20 protein-coding genes and 1 tRNA gene are annotated in these 19,894 nt (G+C 66.5%); 4 read left to right on the plus strand and 17 right to left on the minus strand.

Annotation, left to right across the window (positions count from 1 at the left end; translation table 11 throughout):
• Positions 1-5: 5 nt before the first annotated feature.
• Entirely contained in the window at positions 6-1,586 is a 1,581-nt protein-coding gene (locus F8O09_RS09360; RefSeq protein WP_158055112.1) for a protoporphyrinogen/coproporphyrinogen oxidase, read from the minus strand.
• Entirely contained in the window at positions 1,565-2,677 is a 1,113-nt protein-coding gene (gene hemE, locus F8O09_RS09365; protein ID WP_158055113.1) for a uroporphyrinogen decarboxylase, read from the minus strand. The genes F8O09_RS09360 and hemE overlap by 22 nt, the downstream gene beginning before the upstream one ends.
• Positions 2,678-2,741: 64 nt before the next feature.
• Here hemE and F8O09_RS09370 point away from each other — a divergent pair, with 64 nt between their 5' ends.
• Positions 2,742-4,205: a glutamyl-tRNA reductase gene (locus F8O09_RS09370; protein WP_158055114.1), complete on the plus strand. Its 1,464-nt coding sequence runs from the start codon at positions 2,742-2,744 to the stop codon at positions 4,203-4,205.
• A 33-nt stretch (positions 4,206-4,238) separates the two neighbouring features.
• Here the strand turns inward: F8O09_RS09370 and F8O09_RS09375 are convergent, their stop codons facing one another.
• From F8O09_RS09375 to F8O09_RS09385, 3 genes are all read right to left on the minus strand, one after another.
• Positions 4,239-5,009, minus strand: a complete 771-nt coding sequence (locus tag F8O09_RS09375) for a fumarylacetoacetate hydrolase family protein (RefSeq protein ID WP_158037422.1) — start codon at positions 5,007-5,009, stop codon at positions 4,239-4,241.
• A 91-nt stretch (positions 5,010-5,100) separates the two neighbouring features.
• On the minus strand, positions 5,101-6,204 hold the full coding sequence (locus tag F8O09_RS09380) for a branched-chain amino acid aminotransferase (protein ID WP_225732976.1): 1,104 nt from the start codon (positions 6,202-6,204) through the stop codon (positions 5,101-5,103).
• 214 nt (positions 6,205-6,418) lie between these two features.
• Positions 6,419-7,465, minus strand: coding sequence for a 3-isopropylmalate dehydrogenase (locus F8O09_RS09385; RefSeq protein WP_225732977.1), 1,047 nt, complete (start codon positions 7,463-7,465; stop codon positions 6,419-6,421).
• A gap of 151 nt (positions 7,466-7,616) precedes the next feature.
• Between F8O09_RS09385 and F8O09_RS09390 the strand changes: the two genes are divergently transcribed.
• Positions 7,617-7,919 carry a rhodanese-like domain-containing protein gene (locus F8O09_RS09390; protein ID WP_158055116.1) on the plus strand — a complete coding sequence of 101 codons (303 nt, stop codon included), beginning with the start codon at positions 7,617-7,619 and terminating at the stop codon, positions 7,917-7,919.
• Positions 7,920-7,945: 26 nt separating this feature from the next.
• Here the strand turns inward: F8O09_RS09390 and F8O09_RS09395 are convergent, their stop codons facing one another.
• The 10 genes from F8O09_RS09395 to F8O09_RS09440 all read right to left on the minus strand — a co-directional run bounded on the left by F8O09_RS09395 (position 7,946) and on the right by F8O09_RS09440 (position 16,811).
• Positions 7,946-8,461: a hypothetical protein gene (locus F8O09_RS09395; protein WP_158055117.1), complete on the minus strand. Its 516-nt coding sequence runs from the start codon at positions 8,459-8,461 to the stop codon at positions 7,946-7,948.
• Complete coding sequence (locus F8O09_RS09400; protein ID WP_158031960.1) at positions 8,458-8,925, minus strand: hypothetical protein; 468 nt, start codon at positions 8,923-8,925, stop codon at positions 8,458-8,460. The genes F8O09_RS09395 and F8O09_RS09400 overlap by 4 nt, the downstream gene beginning before the upstream one ends.
• 237 nt (positions 8,926-9,162) lie before the next feature.
• Positions 9,163-10,203: a ketol-acid reductoisomerase gene (gene ilvC / locus F8O09_RS09405; RefSeq protein ID WP_158031961.1), complete on the minus strand. Its 1,041-nt coding sequence runs from the start codon at positions 10,201-10,203 to the stop codon at positions 9,163-9,165.
• 76 nt (positions 10,204-10,279) lie between these two features.
• Positions 10,280-10,789, minus strand: a complete 510-nt coding sequence (ilvN, locus tag F8O09_RS09410) for an acetolactate synthase small subunit (protein WP_158031962.1) — start codon at positions 10,787-10,789, stop codon at positions 10,280-10,282.
• A gap of 4 nt (positions 10,790-10,793) precedes the next feature.
• A complete protein-coding gene (locus tag F8O09_RS09415) occupies positions 10,794-12,587 on the minus strand; it encodes an acetolactate synthase large subunit (protein ID WP_158055118.1) in 1,794 nt (597 codons plus the stop codon).
• A 258-nt stretch (positions 12,588-12,845) separates the two neighbouring features.
• Complete coding sequence (otsB, locus tag F8O09_RS09420; protein ID WP_158055119.1) at positions 12,846-13,631, minus strand: trehalose-phosphatase; 786 nt, start codon at positions 13,629-13,631, stop codon at positions 12,846-12,848.
• Positions 13,628-15,127 (minus strand): alpha,alpha-trehalose-phosphate synthase (UDP-forming), encoded by a 1,500-nt coding sequence (locus F8O09_RS09425; protein WP_158031965.1) that lies wholly within the window; start codon positions 15,125-15,127, stop codon positions 13,628-13,630. The genes otsB and F8O09_RS09425 overlap by 4 nt, the downstream gene beginning before the upstream one ends.
• A gap of 43 nt (positions 15,128-15,170) precedes the next feature.
• Positions 15,171-15,878, minus strand: coding sequence for an SGNH/GDSL hydrolase family protein (locus tag F8O09_RS09430; protein ID WP_158055120.1), 708 nt, complete (start codon positions 15,876-15,878; stop codon positions 15,171-15,173).
• A gap of 54 nt (positions 15,879-15,932) precedes the next feature.
• On the minus strand, positions 15,933-16,580 hold the full coding sequence (locus tag F8O09_RS09435; protein WP_192497645.1) for a DedA family protein: 648 nt from the start codon (positions 16,578-16,580) through the stop codon (positions 15,933-15,935).
• Between the two features lie 158 nt (positions 16,581-16,738).
• A tRNA-Lys gene (locus F8O09_RS09440) sits at positions 16,739-16,811 on the minus strand.
• Between the two features lie 87 nt (positions 16,812-16,898).
• Between F8O09_RS09440 and bcp the strand changes: the two genes are divergently transcribed.
• Positions 16,899-17,390, plus strand: coding sequence for a thioredoxin-dependent thiol peroxidase (bcp, locus tag F8O09_RS09445; protein WP_158031968.1), 492 nt, complete (start codon positions 16,899-16,901; stop codon positions 17,388-17,390).
• A gap of 36 nt (positions 17,391-17,426) precedes the next feature.
• Here the strand turns inward: bcp and F8O09_RS09450 are convergent, their stop codons facing one another.
• Positions 17,427-17,825 carry a hypothetical protein gene (locus F8O09_RS09450; protein ID WP_158031969.1) on the minus strand — a complete coding sequence of 133 codons (399 nt, stop codon included), beginning with the start codon at positions 17,823-17,825 and terminating at the stop codon, positions 17,427-17,429.
• Between the two features lie 188 nt (positions 17,826-18,013).
• On the opposite strand from F8O09_RS09450, the gene F8O09_RS09455 reads away from it, so the two are divergent.
• Positions 18,014-18,262 (plus strand): WhiB family transcriptional regulator, encoded by a 249-nt coding sequence (locus F8O09_RS09455; RefSeq protein WP_158031970.1) that lies wholly within the window; start codon positions 18,014-18,016, stop codon positions 18,260-18,262.
• A 101-nt stretch (positions 18,263-18,363) separates the two neighbouring features.
• On the opposite strand, the gene F8O09_RS09460 is transcribed toward F8O09_RS09455, so the two are convergent.
• Positions 18,364-19,863, minus strand: coding sequence for a sensor histidine kinase (locus tag F8O09_RS09460; RefSeq protein WP_158031971.1), 1,500 nt, complete (start codon positions 19,861-19,863; stop codon positions 18,364-18,366).
• Positions 19,864-19,894: the final 31 nt, after the last annotated feature.

Consider the following 19,894-nt stretch of genomic DNA (forward strand, 5'->3'; position numbering starts at 1 on the left):
GCCTGTCACTTTGCCACCTCTTCATATGTTGTGTCTGCTGTGCTCGCACCCGATGCGCCGCTTCGAGGGCGATCGTGGCGAGCCAGCAGTCTCAGTGTCTGTTCACGAGCGTACGGAAGCACCGAGGCCAGACCGGTTCCCGAACGCCACGACCCGACCACCGCGAGGTCTCCGAGATTCGCGACCACGGCATCCACCGTCTGCCGGATCTCATCAGCCCGAGCACTCGGCTGCACGTTGAGCCAGCGATGCACCGCCGTCGCCGCCACAGCCCGATCGGCGATGTCGACGTCGGTGAGCACGCGCACGTCGCGAACGGCCTGTGCGCACAGCTCGTCGTCGGTCATCGTGCTCGGCTGGCCCGCGCGGCCGTAGCTCAGCCGCAGCACGTGGCGGCCGGGGTGCGCCGATGCTGCAGCGTCGGCGATCCAGCGCCATTTGGCCGAGGCATGAGTCATCGCCTTCGCCTGCACATCAGGCGCATCTGCGGCGACGAGCATTCCGGTGCCGCGCGGTTCGACGTCGAGTCGCGCATCGTCGACGACGAGCGTGACGAGGGCGACTGCAGCAGGATGCGCCCACGGGCCCGCCTCTGAGAGCTTGAGCAGCCGCAGGGCAGGGTCGGCCGTGGTCGCCAGCACGAGCTGGGATGCGGTGTGACATGCCTGCGAGCCGGGATGGCACGCACCCGGAGACATCGGCGACCCGCTGCTCGGGCGGTCTCCGACCGCAGCGACCCGCACGCGCCATCCCTCGTCCGTGCGTTCGATGCGATCGACCTCTCGGTGCAGCAGGATGCGACCACCGGCCGCGACGATGCGGTCTCGCAGTCGATCGGTCAGCGTGTGCATGCCCCCGACGAGGCCGCGCACAGCAGACCCCGGAGCCCGTTGCGCCTGCAGATGCCGCACCGCGCCGCTGAGCGTTCCGACCTCGACGAGCGCTGAGAGCAGGCCGTGCGCAACCGACTCGACGGGCATCTCATACGGGTCGCCCGAGTAGATGCCGCCGGCGACCGGCGCCACAAGACGATCGATCACCGCACGACCCATGCGCGCCTCGACCAATGCGCCGAGGGTCGTCGCGCCGGGATCGGTCGCGTCGACGCCCACCGTCGGCGGCAGGGTCAGATCACGTCGAGCAGCACGAGCTCCCTCGGCCCCAATGGCTTCGACGAGCTCGCCGTATGCTGTGCCGTGCTCGTCGAGATCGCCCGGAATGCCCAGCATCCCCGTGCGCGGCAGACGACTTGCGGCGAAGCGTCCCCGATAGCGGTACCCGACCCACGCACCCACCGGGTTCGGCTCGACCACCCGGTCGGCCAGCCCGAGCTCGGCCAGCAGCGGTTCGACCCGGCCCCCGCGGGTCGCGAACGATTCGGTGCCGGCGTCCATCTCAAGGCCGACGAGCACGTGCGACGCAACCGGCCCGCCCACGTGGTCTGCGGCCTCGAGCACGGTCACACGTCGCCCGGCCTCAGCAGCCGTCCAGGCGCTGACCAGCCCGGCGATGCCGCCGCCGACGACCAGCAGGTCGGCGTCGAGCTCAGCGTCGCGTTCGTCGGTCACCGCTCGGTCGCCTCCCATGCGTGCACGTGTGCGACGAGGCGCGTGAGCACGTCGGGGTCGGTCGCCGGAGGCACACCGTGACCGAGGTTGAACACATGCCCGGCAGCTCGCTGCCCGGCCCGCAGAATACGATCGGCCGCTGCTTCGCGCACGGCGGCCGGGGCGCCCAGCAGCGCCGGGTCGAGATTGCCCTGCACGGGCACGTCGACGCCCAGACGGTCGATCGCGTCGGCGAGTTCGGTGCGATAGTCGACGCCCACCGCGTCAGCGCCCGCATCGCGCAGGTCGCAGAGCAGCTCAGGCCCGGCGAGACCGAAGTGGATGCGCGGCACGCCGCGTCCGTCGGCAGTGCGCAGATCGGCGACGCTGGCGAGCACGCGAGCGGATGCCGGGCGCACATGAGCACGGTAGACGGTCGGTGCCAGCGACCCGACCCACGAGTCGAAGAGCTGCACGGTCGAGGCACCGGCAAGCACCTGCACGCGCAGGAACGCCGCCGAGTAGTCAGCCATCTTCATCACGAGACGATCCCAGACCTCGGGTTCGGCGAACATGAGCGTGCGCGCGGCCAGATGGTCTTTCGACGGGCCGCCCTCGACCAAATAGGCGGCGAGAGTGAAGGGCGCACCCGCGAAGCCGATCAGCGGAGTGTCGCCCAGTTCGGCGACGGTGAGACGCACGGCCTCGGCGATCGGGGCAAGCTGATCGGCGGTGAGCTCGGGCAGTGCATCCACATCGGCCGCGGTGCGCACCGGCGAGCCGAAGACGGGGCCCCGCCCCGCAACGATGTCGACATCGACCCCGGCCAGCTTCAGAGGAACGACGATGTCAGAGAAGAAGACCGCGGCATCCACATGATGGCGGCGCACCGGCTGCAGGGTGATCTCGGCGGCGAGATCGGGCCGCAGGCAGGAGTCGAGCATTGCGATGCCCTCGCGCACCGAGCGATACTCAGGCAGCGACCGACCCGCCTGTCGCATGAACCACACCGGCACGTGGTCGACCGGCTCGCCCCGCAGAGCGCGCACCAGGGCCGAGTCAGCCGTGGACTTCGGGGGGTTCGATGCCTGAGAAACCGGGTTCAGGGGATGTGCGGCAGAAAGACTCACGACCCCATTCTCGCAAACATCTGACGATTTAGAGAATTGACACCAAACGCCTAGAATGTCAGACGTGCTTCTCTGCGTGTCGTCCAGTCATAAAAACGCGCCGTTCTCCCTGCTCGAGGGACTTTCCGGCGCCGCTGACGCTGCGCGCACCCTCACGTCGCGAAACGAGTTCTTCAGTGGCGCCGTCGTCGTCGCCACCTGCAACCGCTTCGAGGCGTACCTCGATGTGCGCCAGCCCGAAGGGTCCGATCCCCGTCTCGCGGTGGTGGCCGCCTGGCAGGCGGTCTGTGCGCACACCGGTGTCGAATACGAAGATCTGAAGACCGGCAGTGCGGTCTATGTCGGCGATGCCGCCGCCCAACATCTGTTCTCGGTGACTGCCGGGCTCGAGTCGCTGGTCGTCGGAGAGACAGAGATCTCTGGCCAAGTCGCCAACGCGCTCGAGCACGCTCGCGAGATCGGCACCACGACCTCTGACCTTGAGCGGCTGTTCCAGACCGCAGCGAAGACCTCGCGCGATGTGAAGAATCAGACCAAGCTCGGCCGCATGGGCCGTTCGATCGTGCAGCTGGCGCTCGACCTCAGCGACAGCCGCATCGTGGACTGGTCGAAGCTGCGCGTGCTGCTGGTCGGCACCGGACAGTACGCACGCGTCACCGTCGCCGCGCTGAAGACCCGCGGGGTCACAGACATCGCCGTGCACTCGGCCAGCGGCCGCGCCGAGCACTTCGCCGAGATGCGCGAACTGCGCGCGGTGAGGCCAGAGCGCCTCACCCACGAGCTCGCCTGTGCCGACCTGATCGTCACCTGCACGACGTCGCCGCACACGGTGATCGACGCCGCACTCCTGCGCGCCAGCCGCACCGAGGCCGCCCACACCGGGGTGTCCCCCACCGCTGTCGATGCGACGGTCAGCGATTCCGAAGCCACGGGGTGCCCTTTCGATCACGGCTCCGTCGGTTCGGTCGCAGCAGTGCCGAACCTGCCCGCGCGCCAGCTCGTCATCGACCTCGGTATGCCGCGCAACGTGGCCGTCGACGTCACCGACCTGCCCGAAGTGGAGCTGCTCGATCTCGAGACGATCAAGCTGCACGCGCCGCTGAGCGAGCTGAGATCGAGTGACGACGCACGTTCGCTCGTCGACGAGGCTGCGCAGAGCTTTCACCAGCAGCGCAATCAGCAGCGTGTGGGCCGCGGCCTCGCCCAGCTGAAGGCGATGTTCTTCGACAAGCTCGATGCCGAGATCGAACGGTCACGACGCCATGAGCCGAGCCAGGCGAACACTGAGAAGGCCCTGCACCACTTAGTCGGGGTGCTGCTAAACACGTCGATGCAGCGTTCGCGCGACCTGGCGGCCGAAGATCGTCCGCACGATTTCGTCGATGCGCTCGAAGCGCTCTACGGCATCCAGGCCGACATGCCTGACGAAGACGCCGAAACCTGCGGCCGCTGCCCGATCGCGCATGAGCTGTTGGGGCCGCACACGCATCGTGCCGATGACGATGGCTCGCTGCGCTCGGTGAGCTGAGTCGGCAGAAGGCGGCCTGCAGACCGCCGCACCTCACAGTGCAGCACGCACCGGGTTCGTGAGTTCGCCGATGCCCGTGGCCGCGACTGTCACGGTGTCTCCGGGCACGATCGGCCGCACGCCTGCAGGCGTTCCCGTCAGAATCACATCGCCCGGCAGAAGAGTGAACGCCTGGCTGATGAACTCCAGCAGGGTCGGCACATCGAAGATGAAGTCTTTCGTCTCGCCCGACTGCGCAGCTTCGCCGTTGATCGACGAGGTCACCGTCACCGCCGCCGGATCCAGCTCGGTCTCGATCACGGGGCCCAGCGGGCAGAACGTGTCCATTCCCTTTGCACGAGCCCACTGCCCGTCGCCCTGCTGCAGCGTGCGCGCACTGACGTCGTTGCCCAGCGTGTAGCCGAACACCGCCTTCTGCCAGTGCTCGCGTGGCAGGTTCTTCACGACCTTGCCGATCACGATCGCCAGCTCTGCCTCGGGCTCGACGGTTCCGGCGAACTCCGGAATCACGATCGGGTCGCCCGGGCCGACCACCGAAGTGTTCGGCTTGAAGAAGAGCAGCGGATGCGTCGGCACCGCGTTGCCCTTCTCGGCCGCGTGCGCAGCATAGTTGCGCCCCACCGCGATGACTTTCGAGCGAGGGATGACCGGGGCGAGCAGGTGCGCCTCGGCAAGCGGAACGCGATCGCCCGTCGTGTCATAGCCGGCGAACATCGGGTCTCCGCTGAGGACGACGATCTCGTCCCCGTCAATGATTCCGAATGCCGGGTCAGCGCCTTCGTGGCTGAAACGTGCGATCTTCATGCTTCACTCCATTGGTCAAGTCAGGCGGCGACACCTGCGCAGTTCGCACGAGTGCCGCCGCCTTCGGATGAGAGACTGGCTCTTAAACGGCTCAGGCCAGACGCGTCAGCCAGCCGCGCTTGTCTTCGACGCGGCCGAACTGGATGTCGGTGAGTGCCTTGCGCAGACCCGAAGTGATCTTGCCAGCGGTCTCGGCCGGGGCTGCGATCGTGAAGTCCGGGCTGCGCAGCTCGGCGAGCGGGTTGATGACCGCTGCGGTGCCGCAGGCGAAGATCTCGGTGATCTCGCCCGAAGCCACGCCGTCGCGCCACCAGTCGAGTGACACCGAGGTCTCTTCGGTCTTCAGACCGAACTCCTCTTCGGCAAGCTGCAGCACCGACTCGCGAGTCACACCGTGCAGAATCGACCCGGTGAGCTTCGGCGTGACCAGGCGGCCGTCCTTGGTCACGAACATGATGTTCATGCCGCCCAGCTCGTCGACGTTGGTGTGCGTCTCGGCGTCGAGGAAGAGCACCTGCGAGCAGCCGTTGCGGTAGGCCTCTTCCTGCGGCTCCAGGCTGGCGGCATAGTTGCCGCCGCACTTGGCCTCGCCCGTGCCGCCCAGGGCCGCGCGCGAGAAGTCGGTCGACAGCCAGATGTTGACAGGCTTGACGCCGTCTTTGAAGTACGGCCCCGCCGGGCTGGCGATCAGCACGTACTTGACCTCATGCGCCGAGTGCACGCCGAGGAACACCTCGGTGGCGATCATGAACGGGCGCAGATACAGGCTCTTCTCGCCCTCAGCGTCGGGCACCCAGTCGGCGTCGACCTCGACGAGCTCCTTCAGCGACTGCACGAAGGTGTCGACCGGCAGCTGCGGCAGAGCCAGGCGCTCGGCCGAGCGCTGAAAGCGGTGGGCGTTGCGGTCGGGACGGAACGTCCACACGCTGCCGTCGTCGTGGCGAAACCCTTTCAGCCCCTCGAAGATCTCCTGCGCATAGTGGAAGACGCTCGCCGCCGGATCGACCGAGAGCGGCCCGTACGGCAGCACCTGCGCATCATGCCAGCCCTTGTCCTGGCTGTAGTCGATGGTGACCATATGATCCGAGAAGTTCACGCCGAACCCCGGATCTTTCAGAATCTCGCTGCGCTTCGCCGCATCGGTGGGGTTCGTGGTCAGGTGCTTCGCGAAAGTCATCGCGTTCGTCTCGGTCATTTCGTCCTTCCTCAGAGAGGTCTACAGAGTTCTTGTCGTGGTGCAGCTGCCAGCTCGGGGATGGTGGAGCGCGGGGCGCACATGGGGCGCGATCGTGTCGCGCGAGGCGGCCTCGACGCCGCGCTCTCTATCGTACCGCGCATGGCGCCAGGCCGCGGTATGCTCGCCCAGATCAGTCAGACCGCGGCCTGGCGGTATGGTCAGGCGCATGTGGTCAGGCGCGCAGTCGCGCGACGATCGCGTCGCCGATCTCGGCAGTCGAACGCACCGCATCCGCCCGCGACGCGGTGTCGGCCCGTACTGCCTCGACGATGCGAGCGGCCGAGTCGGCATGCCCCTGCGTCTGCAGCATGAGGGCGACTGACAGGATCGCTGCGGTCGGATCGGCCTTCTGCTGGCCGGCGATGTCGGGCGCAGAGCCGTGAATGGGTTCGAACATGCTGGGTGCGGTGCCGTCGGCGTTGATGTTGGCCGACGCCGCCAGCCCGATGCCGCCGGTGACCGCGGCAGCGAGGTCGGTGAGGATGTCGCCGAACAGGTTGTCGGTGACGATCACGTCGAAGCGTGCGGGGTCGGTCGTCAGGAAGATCGTGGCAGCATCGACGTGCAGATAGTCGTGGGTCACGTCGGGGAACTCGGCGGCGATCTCGTCGACCAGACGCTGCCACATGCCGCCGGCGTTCACGAGCACGTTCTTCTTGTGCACGAGCGTGACGTGATGACGCGGGCGCTTCGCCGCCGTCTCGAACGCGTAGCGGATCACCCGTGCCGCACCGAACGCCGTGTTCACCGAGACCTCGGTGGCGACCTCGTGCTCCGTGCCCACCCGGAGCGCTCCCCCGTTGCCCGTGTAGAGCCCCTCTGTGCCCTCGCGCACGACCACGAAGTCGATGTCGCCGGGGTTCGAGAGCGGCGAGCGCACACCCGGGAAGAGCTCGACCGGGCGCAGGTTGACGTACTGGTCGAACGCGAAGCGCAGCCTGAGCAGCAGGCCGCGCTCGAGCACGCCGGCGGGCACGCGGCGCGGATCGCCGACGGCGCCGAGCAGCAGTGCGTCGTGCTGACGCAGTTCGCCCAGAGTCTCGTCGGCGAGCACCTCGCCGGTGCGCTCATAGCGGCGTGCGCCCAGATCGTAGTCAGTCGTGGCGAAGGCGAACCCGTCTGCGGCGGCGACCGCGGTGAGTACTCTGAGCCCCTCGGCGACCACCTCTGGCCCGATGCCGTCACCGGCGATGACTCCGAGATCGATCTGTGTGCTCACCGTTTCCTCCTCAGCATTGACCCGCGAACAGGGCGCTGCAGCGCCTCCGGGCATGACGTGTTCCAGCCTAGCGGCAGCGCAGGTACAGTGTCAGAAAAGACAGATCACTGAATCGGCGCGCGACGCGCGGATTCGCACACGAGGAGTCACCATGGTCGAGCAGATCACCCCGCAGCAGGCACTCGAACGGCAGGAGGCCGGCGCCGTCATTCTCGATGTGCGCGAGACCGACGAATTCGCTGCGGGTCATGCGACGGGCGCGGTGAACATCCCGCTCTCCGAGCTGCAGTCGCGTCTGGGCGACGTGCCCGACGCCGACGATCTGCTGATCATCTGTCAGGCCGGCGGACGCTCACAGCAGGCCGCGCTGTGGCTCGATCAGCAGGGCGTCGCCGCCGCGAACGTCAGCGGCGGCACATTCGCCTGGGCCTCAGAGGGCCTGCCCGTCGACTGAGCGAGGCTCACCTCAGCCGCTTCGGCTCAGTCGCCGAAGAGCAGGTGTGAGAGCACGATGTCGTTGACCTGCGGGTTGGCCATCACCAGCTGCTGCACCGAGATCATGATCAGCGGCACGATCGCCCACCCGGTCGCATAGGCCAGCAGATGACGCCACCAGGTCATCCCACGAGTGATCCACCATGACGCGGCCAGCAGCGCGAGCGGCACGACGAGGCCGACCAGCAGCAGCGTCCATCTGACCCAGCCGAGCCCGCCGAAGACGGCCTGCCAGCCGGTGTCTGAGTTCGCGAATGCGAACGCGAACGCCTGCCACACCGGGTAGGCGAAGAGCACCGCCGCCAGCACACCCCAGAGTGCGTCTGAGACGCGGATGCTCAGACCGCCCGGCTGTTCGGCTGCGGCCCCAGCATGATCGGCGTTCGACTGCCCGCCGAGCCGCTGGACGTCATCGCCGAGCACAGCGGTGTCGACGTGGTCAGTGCTGCTGCGGTTCATGCGCGCACCACTCGTCTCGTTCAGTTCGTCGCCGGTGTTCACTGTGCGCCTCCGTTGCTCGCGGTGATCAGTGTGATGATCCAGGGCCACGGTGCCAGCAGCACCAGCCCCAGCACCAGCCAGAGCGTCTGCCAGTACCAACGACGGCCGCGCACGAAGAAGAAGGCGAACACGACCCACAGAGCGGGGCCGGCGAGCCCCAGGAGCATCTGCGCACGGTCGATGCCGTCGAGCAGAGGCTGCGGCGGGGTCGAGAGACGCTTGAGCAGAATCGTCACCCACGAGATCGTGTAGACGAGAAAGACGCCGAGAATCGCGCCATACCCGACGAGCACGCCGGAGGGCAGCTGGTCGATCGCGGCGAGTGCGCTGCGGTCTTCTTCGACCACCGGCACCTCGTCATACTCTGTCGATCGGCCTCCCGGGACGACGGCCGACGTATCGAGCCGGTCTGACTCCCAGACGAGCGCCTCGTCGTCGGTGCCGTCGCGTTCTTTGTCACCCATGCTGTCAGGCCTCGCCATCTCCGGTTGTGCGAACGTCATCTTGTCGGGCGTGATCTGCCCGAGCGTCCGCCCTCAATGATACCGATCCGTGGCACTGCACGGTCGAGCTGCCACTGCGCCTGAGACGACCACGTCTGCAGAGACGACTGAGGGCCGCCCGAAACGAGTTCGGACGGCCCTCAGGGTCTGCGTCACCTCATCTGTACGCGGAGGAGGTCACATGGTGAGCAGCGCGGATCAGGCGTGGCGGTCGACCTGTCCCTCGACGTAGTCGGCGTCGATCTCGGCGTTCGACCACGAGAACAGCTTGCGCAGTCCCTTGCCGGTCGCCTCGATCGGGTGTTCCTGGCCCTCGGCGCGGAACTTCTTGAACTCCGGAGCGCCAGCCGCCTGGTCGGCCATGAAACGCTCGGCGAAGGCACCCGACTGAATGTCGGCGAGCACCTCTTTCATGTGCTCCTTGACGCTGGCGTCGATGACGCGCGGGCCCGACACGTAGTCGCCGTACTCGGCGGTGTCAGAGATCGACCAGCGCATCTTGGCGATGCCGCCCTCGTTGATCAGGTCGACGATGAGCTTCATCTCGTGGCAGACCTCGAAATACGCGATCTCGGGCTGGTAGCCGGCCTCGGTCAGGGTCTCGAAGCCGCTCTGGATGAGCTTCGACAGGCCGCCGCAGAGCACAGCCTGCTCGCCGAAGAGGTCAGACTCGGTCTCTTCTTTGAACGTGGTCTTGATGGCGCCTGCTCTGGTGCCGCCGATGCCCTTGCCGTATGAGAGGGCGGTCTCGAAGGCCTTGCCCGACTCGTCGTTCTCGACGGCGACCAGGATCGGCACGCCACGACCTGCTTCGTACTCGCGACGCACGGTGTGTCCCGGGCCCTTCGGGGCGATCATGACGACGTCGACGCCCTTCGGCGCCTGAATGTAGCCGAAGCGCACGTTGAAGCCGTGAGCGAAGAGCAGGGTCTTGCCCTCTGAGAGGTTCGGCTCGATCTCGTTCTTGTAGATGTCGGCCTGGTACTGGTCGGGAGCGAGCACGACGATGAGGTCGGCCCACTTGGTCGCCTCTGCGTTGTCGAGCACCTCGAAGCCGAGCTCCTCGACGCGAGAGCGCGTCTCTGAGCCCTCGCGCAGGGCGACCTTCACCTCGACGCCCGAGTCACGAAGGTTCAGCGCATGCGCGTGGCCCTGTGAGCCGAAGCCGATGACGGCGACTTTCTTGCCCTGGATGATGGTCAGATCGGCATCGTCGTCATAGAAGATCTCTGCTGCCATGGTGTTACTCCATTTCTGTTGTGTGGATGCGGTCGGAAGGTGAGTCTGTCGGGTCGCTGCCCGAGGGTGGCCGGGGTCAGCCACGGGTGACGCGGTCGGTCATCGACCGGGGGCCGCGCGAGATCGCAAGCAGGCCGGACTGCACCAGCTCGCGGATGCCGTACTGCTCGAGCAGTTTGAGCAGTGCGCGGTTCTTCGCGGCGTCGCCGGTCACCTCGACGACGACGGCGTCCTGGCTGACGTCGACGATGCGGGCGCGGAAGAGCTCGACGATCTCGACAATCTGCGAGCGGGTGCCGGGATCGGCCTTGACCTTCACCAGCATGTGCTCGCGAAGCACCGAGGTCTCGTCTTCGAGCTCGACGATCTTGATCACGTTCACCAGCTTGTTCAGCTGCTTGGTCACCTGTTCGAGCGGCTGACGTTCGACGTTCACGACCACGGTCATGCGCGAGAACCCCTCGACCTCGCACTGCCCCACGGCGAGCGAGTCGATGTTGAACGCACGCCGGGCGAAGAGCCCCGCGACTCGGGTCAGCAGGCCGGGGGTGTCCTCGACCAGCATTGAGAGCACATGCTTGCTCATCAGATCACTCCTCGCCTTCGAATGCCGGTGACTCGTCTTTCGCGTACTGGATGAAGTCGTTGCTGACTCCCTGCGGCACCATCGGCCACACCATGGCGTCGGCCGAGACCACGAAGTCGATCACCACGGGCCGGTCGTCGACCGACAGCGCCCACTCGATCGCAGCATCCACCTCGTCTTCGCTCTCGACGCGGCGCGCAGCACAGCCGTACGCCTCGGCGAGCTTGACGAAGTCGGGCACTCGTTCTGAGCCGTGACCGGTGTGCAGCTCAGTGTTCGAGAAGCGCTTGTCGTAGAACAGCGACTGCCACTGTTTGACCATGCCCAGCGACGAGTTGTTGATGATCGCCACCTTGATGGGGATGCCCTCGAGCACACAGGTCGCGAGTTCCTGATTGGTCATCTGGAAGCAGCCGTCGCCGTCGATCGCCCAGACCACTCGGTCGGGCTGTGCCACCTTCGCACCCATCGCTGCGGGCACGCCGTATCCCATGGTGCCGGCGCCTCCCGAGTTGAGGAACGAGTTCGGGCGCTCGTACTTGATGAACTGTGCGGCCCACATCTGGTGCTGGCCGACGCCCACGGCGTAGACGGCCTCTGGGCCGGTGAGCTCGCCGATGCGCTGAATGACGTGCTGCGGCGCGATCAGACCGTCGGTGGGCTGGGTGAAGCCGAGCGGGTAGTCTTCGCGCAGCTTGTTGAGATGCTCCCACCAATGTGTGAGATCGGGGGTCTGCTCCGAGGTCTCGGCCTCGTACTCGGGCACGAGCTGGTCGAGCACCTGACGCAGATCGCCGACGATCGGCACATCGGCGTGCCTGATCTTCGAGATCTCGGCCGGGTCGATGTCGATGTGCACGACCTTGGCCAGCGGCGCGAAGGTCTTGGCGTTGCCCGTGACGCGGTCGTCGAAGCGAGCACCGAGACTGACGATGAGGTCGGCCTGCTGCAATGCAAGCACAGCAGGCACGGTGCCGTGCATGCCGGGCATGCCGAGGTTCTGCGGGTGTGAGTCGGGAAACGCACCGCGGGCCATCAGCGTGGTCACGACGGGCGCATGGGTGGCCTCGGCGAGCGCTGTGAGTTCGGCGGATGCTCCGCTGCGGATGACGCCGCCGCCGACGTAGAGCACGGGGCGCTGGGCGTTCGCGAGCAGCTGCGCCGCTGCCTGCACCTGGCGGCCGTGCGGCTGCGTCGCCGGGTGGTAGCCGGGCAGGGTGATCTGCGGCGGCCAGCTGAAGTCGGCGAGCCCCTGCTGGGCGTCTTTGCTGATGTCGACGAGCACCGGGCCAGGGCGACCTGTGCTGGCGATCTCGTACGCCGCAGCGAGCGCCGGTGCGACCTCGTCTGCGCTGCGCACGAGGAAGGCGTGCTTGGTGATGGGCATCGTGATGCCGACGATATCGGCCTCTTGGAACGCGTCGGTGCCGATCAGCGCAGAGAAGACCTGACCCGTGATCGCGATCATCGGCACGGAATCCATATAGGCATCGCCGATCGCAGTCACCAGGTTGGTGGCACCGGGCCCTGAGGTCGCCAGGCACACGCCGACCGTCTGACCGGCCGTGGCGTACCCTTCGGCCGCATGCCCGGCGCCCTGCTCGTGACGCACGAGGTAGTGCCGCAGCCCCTTGGCATCCATCAGCGGGTCGTAGGTCGGCAGAATGGCGCCGCCGGGCAGCCCGAACACGTCGGTGACACCGAGCTTCTTCAGCGAGGCGATGAGAATCTCTGCCCCGGTGAGATCGCGCTCTTGCACGGTGGGTGTCGGTTTCGGTGTGGGAGCCATGCCTGTCATTCCTCGATCATGATTCGTTGGTTGTCGCCATCGTGCGGCAAGTCAGAAGAAGAACCCGAGTTCATCGGGAAGGGGACGCAGGGGCGAGCTGCGCGATGAGCCTGCGAGCGTATCGTCTCTGCGGTGCACCCCTGTTCAGAGCGTCTGCCATGGTTCGGCGACGCGATCTGTCTCAGCGGCCGATCAGATGGGTTGCATCGATCAGGCCTGCGACATTCAACGCTAGCACACGCAGTGGGGTCGTTCGCACCGCGACGGTCACCGGGCAAGGGCGAGGTACCGTCGTCTTCTCGAGGCCATGGTGAGCAGCACGCCCGCAAGCGCCCGAGGGCCCGCCACGGTGAACTCGGCAGCTGTTCGTCCCTCGCCCACGTGTACGCCGACGTCGCCGTCGTGCAGCACGCGGAACACGTCTTCGTCGGTGCGGTCGTCGCCCGCGTAGAAGACGACGGTTGCGCCGGTGTGTGTGCGCAGCTGCTCGATCGCGTCGCCTTTGTTGGTCTCGCGCAGCGAGAACTCGAGCACGTCATGGCCGGTGAGCACACGTGCGACGGGAAGCTCTGCGGCGACTCGCTCACGGGCCAGCCGCTGCAGTCGTTCGGCTTCTGCACGGCCGACGCTGCGGGTGTGCAGCACCGCGCCGACTGGCTTGTGCTCGACCCAGGCGCCGTGCACGCCTGTCACCAGATCTTCGAGCGTCGAGCTCAGGCGACTCACGTCACGGATCGTCCCGGTGCTGAGCGGGCTGGGATCGGGCACGCCGCTGTCGAGCTGGATCTGCGCACCGTGTGATCCCACCAAGAGCATGCCCGGAGGGGCGTCGCTGACCGCGCGCAGCGACTCGAGAGCGCGCCCCGAGACGTACGCGACATCGGTACGCGGCAGCTGCCAGAGCTGGATGACGGCGAGATGCGAGTCAGCCAGTGACCGGGAGTCGGCCGGATTGTCGGTGAAGGGCGCGACCGTGCCGTCGAAGTCCAGAGCGATCAGCAGTCTCTCAGTCTCGGTGATGCGCTGCAGAGCGGCGTCGAGTTCGGGCGTCATGCGCGAGTCTCCGGCGTTGCGCCTTCAGGCGCGTCGTCACTCTGCGCACGATTGTCAGCGCTGACCTCGCGCAGCCGAGCCAGGAAGGCATCCGACCAGCGCTCGACGTTGTCTTCGCGCACGTGCCGCCGCATGATGCGCATGCGTCGGGCCACCTCTGCCTCGGGCATCTGCATCGCATCCACGATGGCCTGTTTGAGCCCGTCGATGTCATGGGGGTTGATCAGCAGGGCCGTCTTCAGCTCGTCGCTGGCGCCGGCGAACTCGCTGAGCACCAGCACGGCGTCGTTGTCGACGTGCGTTGCCACGAACTCCTTGGCGACCAGATTCATGCCGTCACGCAGGGCCGTCACCAGCAGGATGTCTGCGGCGAGGTAGAACGCCGCCATCTCACGTCGCGGAAAGCTGCGGTGCAGATACTGGATCGCGGGCCGGCCGATGGTGCTGTGATCGCCGTTGATGCGGGCGACCGACAGCTCGATGTCATCGCGCAGGCGCTTGTAGGTCTCGACGCGTTCGCGGCTCGGCACGGCGATCTGGATCAGCGTGGTGTCTTCGACGTCGACGCGCCCTTCGTCGAGCAGCTCGCCGTAGGCCTTGAGCCGATGACGGATGCCCTTCGTATAGTCGAGTCGGTCGATGCCGAGCAGCACACGATGCGGATCGCCCAGGTCTCGGCGGATCTGCCGCGCGCGCTCCTGCACCTCGGGATCTTCGCCGAGCTGCTCGAACTCGTCGGCGTCGATCGAGATTGGGTAGTCGTGAAAGGCCGCGACATGCCCGCTGCCGCCGTCGAGCTCGGCGGGAACGTCGATCTGGCCTCGCCGAACCGTGATGCCCAGCAGCGTGCGCACGGCGCGTGCGAAGTTGCGCGCGTCTTCGCTGCGCTGAAAGCCGATCAGGTCTGCGCCGAGCAGCCCCTCAAGAATCTGGCGACGCCAGGGCAGCTGGGCGAAGAGGCCGTAGGACGGGAACGGAATGTGGTTGAAGAACCCGATGCTCAGATCTGGCCGGATGCGACGCAGAATGCGCGGCACCAGCTGCAGCTGGTAGTCCTGCACCCACACGGTCGCCCCAGAGCTCGCGATGTCGGCCACGCGAGCGGCGAAACGCTCGTTGACCGATTTGTAGGAGTCCCACCACACCCGATGGTAGAGCGGCGGCGCGATCACATCGTGATAGAGCGGCCAGAGCGTCGCGTTCGAGAAGCCCTCGTAATAGCTTTCGAGTTCCGTCTCGCTGAGACTGACCGGGTAGACGTGGAACGACCCGCCGCGCGATCCTCCCTCGGCGACGAACGGCTCGAACTCTTCGTCCGGCACGCCGGGCCAGCCGACCCAGGCTCCGTTCGAGAGCTCCATGACCGGTTCGAGTGCGGTGACCAGACCGCCCGGCGAGCGCCGCCATCCCGGATTTCCGTCAGAGTCGACGGTGCGGTCGACCGGCAGTCGGTTCGAGACGACGATCAGGTCGAATTTCTCCGCGGGTGTGCTCATGCCGTCTCCCTCGCGTCAGTTGCCTTCATGGTAGCTCACCCAGTCATCCGACCGGTTCGGCACCGAGGTAGACCTCGGCCAGGTCGTCGACGAGCTGATCGGTTCCTGCCTGGTATCCGCTCTGGTTCGGATGCGTTCCGTCACCGCGGTACCGGGTCACCCACCTGCCTTGGTCGTCGCGCGCCGAACGCCAGGGGTCGACCACGCTCCAGCCGCGATCTCCGGCGAGATCTCTCAGCCGGTCGTTGAAGTCGAGGGCGGCCTGGGGCGAAGCGTTCGAGGGCGGGATCATGGCCACCGAGACCCGGTCCAGATGCACAGCGTCGACGATGCGACCGATCGAGACGCTGCTGTCGTCGAAGACCGTCTTGGCGGCGACGTCGTTCGTGCCCGCCATGATGAGCAGGGCATCGGCACCGCTGACCGGCTTCGCGGAGCGCGCCATGTCGGCGGTCGTCGCACCGACCTTCGACCAGCCACCCAAGAACTGCAGTGCGCCGAGGTCGACGATGTCGTGCCAGTCGCCGTTGACGTTCGCCCCGGTCAGCTGACCGACGACGCCCACGCTGAGGGAGTCGCCCACCACGGCCAGATGCACGGTGTCGCTCGGAGCGTAGCCACCGAAGGTACGCAGCGGCAGATTGCGAAAGCGACCAGGCTCGACGCCGTCAGTGCTACACCCGGCGAGTGTGAGCATCCCCGTAGCCAGTGCCGCGCTCAGGAACGCACGTCTGCTCGGGTCGCTGGTCACGGCACCAGCTTAACCACGTTGCGGAGCCGAGACCGCATCGGCGACCACGGCAGGTCAGTCGCGTGTGCGACGCGACGCGCGCACCTTCCACACCACGAATGCGGCGATCACCACCAGCACCACGGCGATGACGACCCACTGGAACGCCCCGACATACTCTTCGACGAGGCCGTAGTTCTCGCCGAGCGCATAGCCTGCGAGAACGAGCACCGTGTTCCAGATCAGCGAGCCGAATGCGGTCAGCGGAATGAACACGATCAGACGCATGCGCTCGATGCCCGCCGGAATCGAGATCAGGCTGCGGAAGATCGGCACCAGGCGCCCGAAGAAGACCGTCATGCGGCCGTGTCTCACGAACCACTGCTCAGTGCGCTCGATGTCGCTGACGCTGATCAGCGGCACTTTGGCGGCGAGACGGATGAAGCGTTCGCGCCCGAGCCATGCTCCCAGCCCGTAAAGGGCGATCGCACCGACGACCGAGCCAACCGTGGCCCAGACGATCACGGCCACGAGGTTCAGCGACCCCTGCGACGCGGCGAAGCCGGCCAACGGCAGGATGGCCTCACTGGGGATCGGAGGAAAGAGGTTCTCGGCAGCCACCAGGACGGCGACCCCGAACGCCCCGAGTGCGTCCATGATCGTGGTGATGAATCCAGCGAAGGCCCCCAGCTCTGGGGTTGAGTCTGCGGCAGCGAACAGCATGGTGCACCATCTCTCGTTGTCGAACGCGACTTCGGCGGGCCGATGTCGGAGCATGCTGCTCGACGACACTCGGTCGCGCGGGTTCGGCTCGGCGACGATGCGCGGCGGTACCCGGTGACGAAAAAACCCGGAGACACGAGGTCTCCGGGTTCCCCTTGTGCGCCCCCTGGGACTTGAACCCAGAACCCGCTGATTAAGAGTCAGCTGCTCTGCCAATTGAGCTAGAGGCGCATGTTGTGCTCGCTTGAGCCAAGAGAAGACATTAGCACAGTGCGCATGCATGTCACAACTCAGCTGACAGTGTCTAGAATCGCTCGCATGAGCACCGCACAGAACCACCCCGAACGCCTGCAGGCCGGCACACCGGCACCTGACTTCACGCTGCCCGACGCCGACGGCCGCCCCGTCTCACTGCACGACCTGCGTGGGCACAAAGTCATCGTGTACTTCTACCCTGCCGCCGAGACTCCCGGCTGCACCAAGGAGGCCTGCGACTTCCGCGACAGCATCGCGTCGCTGCAGGCCGCGGGCTACACGGTTCTGGGTGTCTCGAAAGACGCCCAGTCCAAACTGCAGCACTTTCGAGAGCACCACGAACTGCCGTTCGCACTGCTCAGCGACCCCGATCTGACAGTGCACAAGGCCTATGGCGCCTATGGCGTCAAGAAGCTCTACGGCAAAGAGGTCACCGGCGTGATTCGCTCGACCTTCGTGATCGACGAGACCGGTGAGCTGACCCTGGCGCGCTACAACGTGCGCGCGACCGGGCATGTCGCCTCGCTGCGCAAGGCGCTGAAGCTCGACGCCTGACCGAGCGCCGGCGGATGCCGCGCGTGCGCCGTGAGGTCAGCGCTCGCTGCGCTGCTGGCTGGCCTGGACGACCGGCTTCGTGAACAGCAGGATTACTGTGACGATGGCGGGGGCGAGCAGGAAGGCGAACGCGCGCACGCTCGAGCCCTCTCCGCCCAGACTGCCCGCAGCGAAGGCCGCCAGTACGAGCTGCACGAAGACGCCTGCGGATCGGGCCCATCCGCGCCCCTTGAGCAGGGAACGACCGGCGCTGAAGATCCAGAGGCCTGCCCCCAGACAGATCACGATCAGAGCGATCGCCGAGACCGGAGACTCCGCCTTGGCGACGAAGAGCTCGATCAGCAGCCACACTGCCAAGACCAATGCCGCCACGCCTTCGAGCATCATCAGCACGCTCGCGAGTCGAAGCTGCCACGGATGCCTGCGGTCAGCCATGAGCGTGTTCTCCTGATTCTTCGTCCACACGGACGATTCGCGGTGAAGAGCCTAGCGCAGAGCACCCGATTTCGTCGGGGCAGAACCCTTGCGCTCGAAACGATGCTATGCCAAGATTCAGTTGCACTCATGACGATATCGCTTACAGCGACACGTCATCTCTGCAAGGAATTCGAACAAGGAGTGGTATGGACTGGCGCGATCACGCAGCGTGTCTGGCAGCCGACCCGGAGCTGTTCTTCCCCGTGGGGAACACCGGGCCAGCAGTAGACCAGATCGAGAAGGCCAAGGTGGTCTGCTCCGATTGCGAGGTCACTGACGAGTGCCTGCACTATGCGATGGAGACCGGGCAGGACGCCGGCGTCTGGGGCGGGCTGAGCGAAGACGAGCGGCGGGCGCTGAAGCGCCGCGCAGCGCGTGCACGCCGCGCCAGCTGACCTCGGCAGAACTGAGAAGACTCATGAGAGCCGAGCCCTTTGGGGCTCGGCTCTCATTCTGTGTGTCGATGGGTGCTGTCCCCTGACGACACGGATGCCCGTCAGCCGTGACTGCGCAGCGAGCGCACCGGAATGGTGATGGTCACCTCGGTGCCACTGCCCGTCAGCGTGTGCCAGTCGATCGCACCCGAGAGCTCACCCTCGATCAGCGTGCGCACGATCTGCGTGCCGAGGCCCGAACCCACCTTGCCTTCGGGCAGCCCCCCGCCATCGTCGCCGACGATGATGCGCAGCTCCTGCTCGTCGCGATCGGCCTTGACCCAGACCTGACCGTCGGCGCCGTTGAGCCCGTGTTCGACCGCGTTCGTCACCAGCTCGGTGAGCGCCAGCGCCAGCGGCGTGGCCGAGGCCGAGGGCAGCTCGCCGAAGCTGCCGCTGAACGTCGGATACACTTTGCCGGTGTCGACCGAGGCCACCTCGGTGATCAGACGCAGCACGCGTTCGAACACCTCGTCGAAGTCGACCGACTGCGACAGCCCCTCAGAGAGCGTGTCATGCACCACGGCGATGGCCTCGACGCGCCGCATGGCCTTGAGCAGCGCAGCCCGGGCTTCCTCCGTCTGAGTGCGTCGCGACTGAATGCGCAGCAGCGACGAGACCGTCTGCAGGTTGTTCTTGACGCGGTGATGGATCTCGCGGATCGTCGCATCCTTGGTGAGCAGCTCCTGCTCCTGGCGACGCACCTCAGAGACGTCTCGGCAGAGCACGATCGCCCCGATGCGGTGGTGGTTGCGACGCAGCGGAATGGCTCGCAGCGTGATCGTCGCACCATTGCCTTCGACGTCGGCCCGCCACGACGCCTTGCCGCTCGTCACCACAGGCAGGCTCTCGTCGGCGATGCTCTCGCCGGTGACCAGCGTCACCGTCACATCTGAGAGATTGCGCCCCTCGATCTCGCCGTCGAACCCCAGACGGTTATAGGCCGAGATGGCGTTGGGGCTCGCGAAGAGCACCTCTCCGACGCGGTCGAGACGAATGAGACCGTCGCTCACCCGTGGAGCGCCGCGGCGCGGGCCGGTCGGTGCCGAGAGATCGGGAAAGTCGCCGACGGCGATCATATCGAGTAGATCACTGGCACAGCCGAGAAAGACCAGATCCTGCCGGCTCGGAGTGCGCGACTCTGCCACGTTCGTATGTCTGGTCACCACGGCGATCGGCGCGGTCGTCTCGATGTGGTCGCCCTCTTTGCGAATCGCCCGGCGCACCGGCACCGCGCGCAGACGGGTCGGCGAATGCTGGGTCCAGTCGGGGTTCTTCGAGACGTGTCCGACGCCCTGCACATACGTCTGATCGATCAGCGACGCCCACTCCTCGCGAGCTCGATGCCCGATGAGATCATGGGCGAAGGCCGTGGGCGACCCACTCGGCCGAGCGTGAGCGACCGCCTCGTACTGACCGTCGTTGGTGGGCAGCCAGAGAATGAGATCGGCGAGCGCCATGTCGGCGATCATCTGCCAGTCGCCGATCAGCGAATGCAACCAGTCGAGGTCTTCGGCGACCAGTCCGGGGTTCTTCTCGGCGAATTCAGAGAGTATCGACACCTTGTCAGTGTACCGGCCCTGTGCATCGACG

The organism is Pseudoclavibacter sp. CFCC 11306 (assembly GCF_008831235.1).
Taxonomy (GTDB): domain Bacteria; phylum Actinomycetota; class Actinomycetes; order Actinomycetales; family Microbacteriaceae; genus Pseudoclavibacter_A.

Coding starts and splice junctions, on each gene's coding strand:
- F8O09_RS09360 (WP_158055112.1), bottom strand. CDS start 1,586: ATGGGAGGCGACCGAGCGGTGACCGACGAACGCGACGCTGAGCTCGAC.
- F8O09_RS09375 (WP_158037422.1), bottom strand. CDS start 5,009: ATGAAGATCGCACGTTTCAGCCACGAAGGCGCTGACCCGGCATTCGGA.
- F8O09_RS09380 (WP_225732976.1), bottom strand. CDS start 6,204: ATGACCGAGACGAACGCGATGACTTTCGCGAAGCACCTGACCACGAAC.
- F8O09_RS09390 (WP_158055116.1), top strand. CDS start 7,617: ATGGTCGAGCAGATCACCCCGCAGCAGGCACTCGAACGGCAGGAGGCC.
- F8O09_RS09400 (WP_158031960.1), bottom strand. CDS start 8,925: ATGGGTGACAAAGAACGCGACGGCACCGACGACGAGGCGCTCGTCTGG.
- ilvC (WP_158031961.1), bottom strand. CDS start 10,203: ATGGCAGCAGAGATCTTCTATGACGACGATGCCGATCTGACCATCATC.
- ilvN (WP_158031962.1), bottom strand. CDS start 10,789: ATGAGCAAGCATGTGCTCTCAATGCTGGTCGAGGACACCCCCGGCCTG.
- F8O09_RS09415 (WP_158055118.1), bottom strand. CDS start 12,587: ATGACAGGCATGGCTCCCACACCGAAACCGACACCCACCGTGCAAGAG.
- otsB (WP_158055119.1), bottom strand. CDS start 13,631: ATGACGCCCGAACTCGACGCCGCTCTGCAGCGCATCACCGAGACTGAG.
- F8O09_RS09425 (WP_158031965.1), bottom strand. CDS start 15,127: ATGAGCACACCCGCGGAGAAATTCGACCTGATCGTCGTCTCGAACCGA.
- F8O09_RS09435 (WP_192497645.1), bottom strand. CDS start 16,580: ATGCTGTTCGCTGCCGCAGACTCAACCCCAGAGCTGGGGGCCTTCGCT.
- bcp (WP_158031968.1), top strand. CDS start 16,899: ATGAGCACCGCACAGAACCACCCCGAACGCCTGCAGGCCGGCACACCG.
- F8O09_RS09450 (WP_158031969.1), bottom strand. CDS start 17,825: ATGGCTGACCGCAGGCATCCGTGGCAGCTTCGACTCGCGAGCGTGCTG.
- F8O09_RS09455 (WP_158031970.1), top strand. CDS start 18,014: ATGGACTGGCGCGATCACGCAGCGTGTCTGGCAGCCGACCCGGAGCTG.